Raw genomic sequence first — 7,676 nt, 5'->3', positions numbered from 1 at the left:
GGGCCAGGGCGGCGGTGGTCACCGCGGTGCGCGCGGCGAAGCGGGGCAGGGGGGTCATGTCGTCCTCAGTCTCGATCTCTCTCGATGGGTCAGCGCGGCCGGCGACTCCCTCGTCATCAACGAGGCGTACACCAACGGCGGCTCCGCGAACGCCGTGTACACCCACAAGTTCGTGGAGCTCTACAACCCCACCGACCAGCCGATCAGCCTCGACGGCTGGTCCCTGCAGTACCGCTCCGCCGCCGGCACGGCCGCGACTCAGGGCACGGTCGCGCTGTCCGGCACGGTGCCCGCGAAGGGCCACTTCCTGGTCTCCGGCGGCTCCAACGGCACCGCGGGCGCGGCCCTGCCGCAGGCGGACCTCGTGGCCGGCGGGGCGTTCAACCCCGCGGGCACCAAGGGCACGATCGTGCTCGCGCGCCAGGCCGGCACCGTGACGGACCTGCCGGTCGGCTCCGTGGTGACCGGTCAGGTGCCGGGCGTCGCGGACGTGCTCGGCTACGGCGCCACGAACACCTTCGAGACGGCGGCCGCCGGCGCCCCCTCGGCCAACTCGGACCCGAGGTCCCTCACCCGCACGAACGGCGTGGACACGGACGACAACAGCGCCGACTTCACCGTCACCGACCAGGTCACCCCGACCAACGCCGCCGCCACCGGCGGCGAGCCGACCCCGGAGCCCGAGCCGCAGCCGACCCCGGCCGAGCGGATCACCATCGCCCAGCTCCAGGGCACCGGCACGGCCACCCCGTACGCCGGGCGCCAGGTGACCACCACCGGCGTCGTCACCGCCGTGTACTCCACGGGCGGCTACGACGGCTACTACATCCAGACCGCCGGCACCGGCGGCGACACCCCCGACGCCACCCCGGGCGCCTCCGACGGCGTGTTCGTGTACTCGCCGGACACGGTCGGCTCCGTGACGCTCGGCGACCACGTCCAGGTCACGGGCGAAGCGGCCGAGCACTACGGCCTCACGCAGATCAAGGTCGCCGCCGGCGGCGTGCTGCCGGTCGCCGAGCCCGGCGCCGTGGCCCCCACGCCGGTGGAGTTCCCGCTGGAGGAGGCCGACCGTGAGGCGCTCGAGGGCATGGTCCTCGCCCCGCAGGGCGACTGGACGGTCACGGACAACTACTCCCTCAACCAGTACGGCTCCCTCGGCATCGTCCCCGGCACCACGCCGCTGGACAACCCGACGTCGGTGGCCCGGCCCGGCGCCGAGGCGCAGGCCGTCGCGGCCGCCAACGCGCAGCAGCTGATCGTGCTCGACGACGGGGCCACCACGAACTTCATGCGCTCGCCGGGCAACCAGAACCCGCTGCCGTACCTGGACGCGGACCAGCCGGTGCGCGTGGGCGCGGGCCTGGAGTTCACCACCGGAGTCATCCTCGACTGGCGCTTCGACGCGTGGTCCTTCCAGCCGCTGGGCCACCTCACCGACGCCACGGCGGCCGCCGTCCAGCCCGTGACGATCGAGGACACCCGCCCGGCCGAGGCCGCCCCCGAGGCGGTCGGCGGCAACGTCAGCGTCGGCAGCTTCAACGTGCTCAACTACTTCACGACCCTGGGTCAGGACGTGGCTGGCTGCAGCGCCTACCGCGACCGCGCCGGCAACCCCGTCACCACGAACGGCTGCCTGCCGCGCGGCGCCTACACCTCCGAGGCGTTCGCCCGCCAGCAGGAGAAGATCGCGGCCGCGATCAACGGCCTCGACACCTCGGTGGTCGCGCTCGAGGAGATCGAGAACTCCGAGAAGTTCGGCCTCGACCGGGACCACGCGCTGGCCCACCTCGTGGAGGCCCTCAACGCGCAGGCCGGCGAGCAGCGCTGGGCCTACGTGGCCTCCCCGGCCACCCGTCCCGCGCTCGCGGACGAGGACGTCATCCGCTCCGCGTTCATCTACCAGCCGGCCGAGGTCACCCCGGTGGGCGAGTCGGTGATCCTGGACGACCAGACGAACTTCGACAACGCCCGCGAGCCGATGGCCCAGCTGTTCCGCGCCGCCGACGGCACGTCCGAGGGGGCGGCCGGCACCGACTTCGTGGCGATCACCAACCACTTCAAGTCCAAGGGCGGCTCGGGTGCGACCGGGGGCAACGTGGACGCGGGCGACGGCCAGGGCGCGTACAACGCGGACCGCGTGGGCCAGGCCGAGGCCCTCGTGGCCTTCGCCGAGCGCATGAAGGCCGAGACCGGCACCGACCGCGTCCTGCTGATGGGCGACTTCAACGCGTACGAGAAGGAGGACCCGATCCGCGTGCTCGAGGCGGCCGGGTACCTCTCGCAGGGCGCGCTCACGGGCGAGTACTCGTACGCGTTCGGCGGCGCCGTCGGCAGCCTGGACGGGATCTACGCCTCGCCGTCGGCGGCGGCGGCGATCACCGGCCAGGACATCTGGATGATCAACGCGAACGAATCCGTGGCACTGGAGTACTCGCGCCACAACTACGTGGCCGAGGACCTGTACTCCGCGGACCAGTGGCGGTCCTCGGACCACAACCCGATCCTGGTGGGCCTCCAGCTCGACGCGCCCGTGACCGAGCCGACCCCGGAGCCGGAGCCCTCCCCGGGCGAGACCTGCGACGGTGTGACCGATCCGCGCGGCGTGCCGGGCAAGCCCGCGAACTCCGTGCGCGAGTGGCTGCGCTGCGTCGGCGCGACCCCGGGTCACGGCGGCGACCACCCGGGCAAGGGCCACGGCCCGGAGCACCCGGGCAAGGGCCGCGGGCCGGTCCGTCCCTGACGGGACGCGGGGCGCCACACCCGGCATGACGACGGCGGGGCCGTCCGGGAGCCACCCGGGCGGCCCCGCCGTCGTCGTGGGGGCTCAGCCGGCGAGCACGGCCGCCGCGGCGGCGTCGGCGTCGGCGAGGAAGAGGGCACGTCCGGTCGGATCGGCCCCGGCCTCGGCCGCGATCGCGGTGCCCCACTGCACGCCCGAGAGCTGCAGGCCCAGCACGAACACGTCCGCGTGGACCGTGCCGTCCGCGGCCCGCAGCCGGTACGGGCGGGCCGTGACGTCGAAGCCGGTGGCGGGCACGCGCACACCCTCCTCGTCCTCCCACGTCCCGGCCGCGGCGACGCCGTCCGCCAGCATCTGACGGACCAGCGGGGAGGCGGCGGCCTGCACGCGGTTGGGCGGCATCATCGCCTCCACCAGCCAGGCCCCCTCGACCACGGCGGGCCCCAGGGAGTCCTGGGCTCCCACCTGGGGGCTGTGGGCGGTGAATGCGTGGTCCTCGGCCTCGACCACGGGCGCGGGGCCGGCCCAGGTGAGCAGGCCGGCCCGGTGCACCGCGAGCATCTGCTCGACGCGCCACAGGGGCGGGCCGGAGGCGAGGCCCTCGACCAGCGGCTCGAACCAGCCCTGGACGTCCCGGATGCGGGAGGCCTCGGCGATCCGGCCCTCGGCGATCCACGCCTTGATCCGCAGTCGGCCGGCATGAAGCGCGCCGACGGCCATCATGAACGGGGACTCCTCCCCGAGGGCGGCCTCCACGCAGGCCTGCTCCATGAGCTCCGCGACGGCCCGCTGATAGTCCTCATGGGAGGCGAACACGGCGTTCTCGAACGGGGACCCATAGGCCAGGATGTCCAGGAAGCGGCGGCCGGGGGCGTACCGCTGGAGGAGCTCCTCGGCGTGCGCGGAGGTCACGGGGGCGCCGCGGCCGGCCTCCTCGAGCTGGCCGACGAGCTCCCCGAGGAATCGGCGCGCCTCGACGGGGCCGCCGAGGATCTCGGGCTGGGCCCGGACGAGCGTGGCGTAGTAGTGCCGGACCACGTCGCGGTGCAGCAGCGGCCAGAGGTGCTCGGCGAGGTCCAGGGTCCCGTGCCGGGCGGCGAGGGCGTCCACGGCGGCGTCGGAGAGGTAGCTGAGGGTGACGCCGCGGGGCACGAAGGCGTCCACCTCGGCCTTGGGCAGGTACGGGATGCCGCGGCGGGACATCAGGTGCAGGCGGGGCTCGTCCCCCGACGGCTCGTACCGCAGGGCCCGGCCGGGTCCGTCGCCGGTGCGGCGGTACACCCCGCCCCGGCCCTGGGTGAGCTGGGCCAGCAGGTCGAACGCGTTCAGGCCCATGCCCCGCACGAGGACGTCCGCCCCGGCCTCCACGGTCTCCCAGTCCACGTCCGAGGGGATCTGCGGGCCCTGGTAGTGCAGCTCGTCCCGGCCCAGCGCGGCGGCGGCCATCCGGTTCTGGCCGGGGCTGAGCTCCGCCGGCTGATGGCCCAGGCAGAGCACGACGACGTCCGCGTCGAGCGCGGAGACCGCACCGTCGGCGTCCCGCAGCTCCAGGCGGGCGCCGCCGTCGGGCCGGGGGTGCAGGGCGGTGGCCTCCGCGCGGTGCTCGACGACCTCGACGACCTCGGGGCGGGCGCGCAGCCCCGCGACGACGTCCTTGTACAGGTGCCGGAGGTAGCGCCCGTAGACCGCTCGGGCCGGGTACTGGTGGCGGCGCACGCCGAGGCTGGCCTCCGGGTGCACGCGACGCCACTGGTCGAAGGTCTGCGCGGCGGTGGAGGGGCGCAGACCGGGGTTGTCGGCGGCGCACGCGGTCGGGAAGAACGCGGGGGTGTTCATGAGGTACAGCTCGGACTGGTCCGTGCGCCACACCCGCCCTGGCCCGGGCGGATAGGGGTCCACGACGTCGATGCGCAGCCGCCGGGGGTGTGCGTCCGGGGCCGCGCCCTCGAGTCGGGCGAGGATCCGCTCCAGCAGCATGACGCCGCGGGGGCCGGCTCCCACCACTGCGAGGCGGCGATCGGCCACCAGGGGCTGGGACATGGGGCCTCCACTCTCCTCGGGATCGTTTTCACGCCTGCGGCGCGCGTATTCCACACAATATCGGTGGCCGTCAAGAGTCGCGGACCGCTTGCGCCACACTCCCACCGATCCCCCAGGATCCACAGCAGGCCCGGACGAGGAATCCGCGGAATCATGAGGATCGCGTCGAGATTCTGGGAGAAGTCTGGGAATTGGGAATCTGGGGGGCCGATGGTTGACGCCACTCGGGCCCATGGGGAATTGTGAATGAGCGTAAGGCAACAAAACACCAATTCAGAAGGAGAATTCCTCATGGACCGCAACGCTCTCGACCAGCTGCAGAACTCCACCGTCTTCGCCACCGACGGCGACAAGATCGGCTCCGTCGGTCAGGTCTACCTCGACGACGTCACCAACGAGCCCACCTTCGTCACGGTGAAGACCGGCCTGTTCGGCGCCCGCGAGACCTTCGTTCCGCTGCAGCAGGCCCAGACCACCGCCGACGGCATCACGGTGCCCTTCGAGAAGTCCTTCGTGAAGGACGCCCCGAACGTGGACGCGGACGGCTCGCTGACCCCCGAGGAGGAGCAGCGCATCTACGAGTACTACTCCATGGAGTACTCCGCCGCGGATCACGACGGCGACGTGCGTCGTGACGACGTGCGCACCGACGCCGGCGCCGCCGGCGTGGCGGGCACTGCGGGCGTGGCCGGCGTGGCCGACCGCCGCGACGAGGCCGTCGTGGACGGCGACCGCCGCGACGTGACCGACCGTGACCGCCGCGACGTGACCGACGCCGACTCCGTCGTCGTCAAGGACGAGCACCTGAACGTCGGCACCGAGCGCCGCGCCTCCGGCCGCGTCCGTCTGCGCAAGCAGGCCTACACCACCACCGAGACCGTCGAGGTGCCCGTCACCCGCGAGGAGGTCGTGGTGGAGCGCGAGTCCGTCGACCCGAACTCCGCCGAGGCCCGCACCGCCGGCCGCGACGGCGACGTCGAGGTGACCACCTACGAGGACACCCCGGTCGTCAACAAGACCGTGGACGCCGAGAAGGTCTCCCTGGGCAAGCGCCAGGTGCAGGACACCGAGACCGTGACCGAGGAGGTCCGCCACGAGGACGTCAAGGTCGACGGCGACGCCACCGATCGCGACCTCGACGGCCGCAATGACCGCAAGGATCGCATCTGATCTGAACGGACGCGTCGGCCTCAGGCCGGACGACTGACAGATCACGCGGGGCCCCGGATCCATGGATCCGGGGCCCCGCTCGTGCGCGGTGGTGATCCGTCCGTGAGCACGCCGCTCCTTTGCCCTGCCCTGGCCTGGCGCGCTAAGCTGAACCGGTCTGACCGCGCGTCGCCCCGTGCGAGGCGCGCCGGACGGAGGAGACGTGCCAGAGCGGCCGAATGGACTTCACTGCTAATGAAGGGCTCGACGAAAGTTGGGCCGGGGGTTCAAATCCCCCCGTCTCCGCCAGAGAGGGCCGGAATCCACGCGATTCCGGCCCTCTTCGCATGTTCTAGCGGTTTCTGGCGGGTGTCGGCGGCGCAACGAACGTTCACGACTGACCACAAAGTGTCATAGGAACAGACCACACGGAGACTAAAGGAGGGTCCAGTCTTATGGCCGAGTGCCACGAGTAGCCCCCGGGCGTCACGATCAACTCCGGTGAACCGTCCCCGGTTTGATGCGGCTTTCTTTCGAGTCTGGAAGGAAGATAGAGAGCATGCCGAAGAGGATCCCGGAGGAGACCAAGCAGCGGGCCACCCGCCTGGTGCTAGACCACCTCGAGGAGTACCCACCCTGACCGCGGCCTGTCGGGCCATCGGCGACCGACTGGGCATCAGGAAGGAGTCCCTGCGCCGCTGGATCCGCCAGGCTCAGGTCGATGCCGGCGAACGCGAGGAAGCGTTTCCCAGCGAGCAGGAGCGGATCAAGCAGCTCGAGCGGGAGAACCGAGAGCTGCGCGAGGCCAACGCGATCCTGAAGGACGCCGCGGTTGTCTTCGCCGGGGAACTCGACCCCCGACGCCGCCGATCCTCTGATTCATTAAGGACCAGCACGCCCAGGGCCGCTCGGTCGGGTCGATCTGCACGGTGCTGCGCGAGCAGGGCGTGCCGGTCGCCGAGCGAACCTACCGGGCGTGGAAACGCGCCCAGCCCAGCACCCGCGACCTCACCGACGCGGTGATCATCGATGCGGTCCTCGCCACCCGGGTGAACGCGCACGGCAGTGATTCCCCGGAGTCGCTGTACGGACGACGGAAGGTGACCGCGCTGCTGCGGCGCCAGGGCCACGACGTGTCCGCACGCCGGGTGGGCCGGCTGATGCGCGAGCAGGGGATTAACGGCCTGGTGCGCGGCAAGGGTGTGCGCACCACGGTCCCGGACCGCACCGCCGCCCGGGCCCCAGACCTGCTAGACCGGGACTTCACCACCCCGGCGCCGGAACCAGCTCTGGGTCGCTGACTTCACGCATACCCGCACCTGGGCCGCATTCGTTGCGTCGCGTTCGTGATGGACTGCCACTCGCGCGCGATCGTGGGCTGGCACGCCGCGATAATGAAGACAACCCCGTTGGTCACCACCGCACTGCGGATGGGACCGTGGCGCCGTGAACGGGCCGGACACACGGTGAAGGATGGGCTAGTCCATCACAACGATGCCGGATCTCAAGGTGGATTCAATCGGTCGTCGCAACACCCTCTCGGAATCACTGGAGGTATGGGCGATGGCAAGCAAGGACTGGGCGAGGAAGATCAGTGACGTGCCCGAGGGGACACGGCGGCAGTGGAGAGCGGATCGGGCCTTGCGGGCCCCGATGCGCTCTCCTGGCAGGCCGCAGCCCTCACGGGAGGTCCAACGCCAGTTCTGGCGTGTGATCGCCACCGGTGTCACCACGGTCGAGGCAT

General features: G+C 71.8%; 5 protein-coding genes, 1 tRNA gene and 1 pseudogene. 6 read left to right on the top strand and 1 reads right to left on the bottom strand.

What is annotated here, in order from left to right:
- Positions 1-2,743: ExeM/NucH family extracellular endonuclease (locus tag J1M41_RS04795; RefSeq protein ID WP_241247735.1), on the top strand; the 2,743-nt coding region annotated here is incomplete at its 5' end.
- Between the two features lie 84 nt (positions 2,744-2,827).
- On the opposite strand, the gene J1M41_RS04790 is transcribed toward J1M41_RS04795, so the two are convergent.
- Positions 2,828-4,783, bottom strand: a complete 1,956-nt coding sequence (locus J1M41_RS04790) for an FAD/NAD(P)-binding domain-containing protein (protein ID WP_206451264.1) — start codon at positions 4,781-4,783, stop codon at positions 2,828-2,830.
- Positions 4,784-5,074: 291 nt separating this feature from the next.
- Between J1M41_RS04790 and J1M41_RS04785 the strand changes: the two genes are divergently transcribed.
- From J1M41_RS04785 to J1M41_RS04765, 5 genes and pseudogenes are all read left to right on the top strand, one after another.
- The gene (locus J1M41_RS04785) at positions 5,075-5,953 is read left to right on the top strand and encodes a PRC and DUF2382 domain-containing protein (protein ID WP_073117216.1); all 879 of its coding nucleotides are present in this window, start codon (positions 5,075-5,077) and stop codon (positions 5,951-5,953) included.
- A 196-nt stretch (positions 5,954-6,149) separates the two neighbouring features.
- Positions 6,150-6,241, top strand: a tRNA-Ser gene (locus J1M41_RS04780).
- Positions 6,242-6,433: 192 nt separating this feature from the next.
- Positions 6,434-6,955 (top strand): transposase, encoded by a 522-nt coding sequence (locus J1M41_RS12345; protein ID WP_206451263.1) that lies wholly within the window; start codon positions 6,434-6,436, stop codon positions 6,953-6,955.
- Positions 6,862-7,233: an IS3 family transposase gene (locus J1M41_RS04770; RefSeq protein WP_241247734.1), complete on the top strand. Its 372-nt coding sequence runs from the start codon at positions 6,862-6,864 to the stop codon at positions 7,231-7,233. The genes J1M41_RS12345 and J1M41_RS04770 overlap by 94 nt, the downstream gene beginning before the upstream one ends.
- Before the next feature lie 262 nt (positions 7,234-7,495).
- A pseudogene (locus J1M41_RS04765) lies at positions 7,496-7,676 on the top strand (IS30 family transposase); the annotation flags it as partial.

The sequence above is a fragment of the Micrococcus sp. KRD096 genome (assembly GCF_017168495.1).
GTDB classification, from domain to species: domain Bacteria; phylum Actinomycetota; class Actinomycetes; order Actinomycetales; family Micrococcaceae; genus Micrococcus; species Micrococcus luteus.
This window is presented reverse-complemented; position numbering and strand designations above follow the sequence as displayed.

Bases quoted from the DNA above. Each gene is read 5' to 3' on its own strand.
- J1M41_RS04790 (WP_206451264.1), bottom strand. From the start codon at position 4,783: ATGTCCCAGCCCCTGGTGGCCGATCGCCGCCTCGCAGTGGTGGGAGCC.
- J1M41_RS04785 (WP_073117216.1), top strand. From the start codon at position 5,075: ATGGACCGCAACGCTCTCGACCAGCTGCAGAACTCCACCGTCTTCGCC.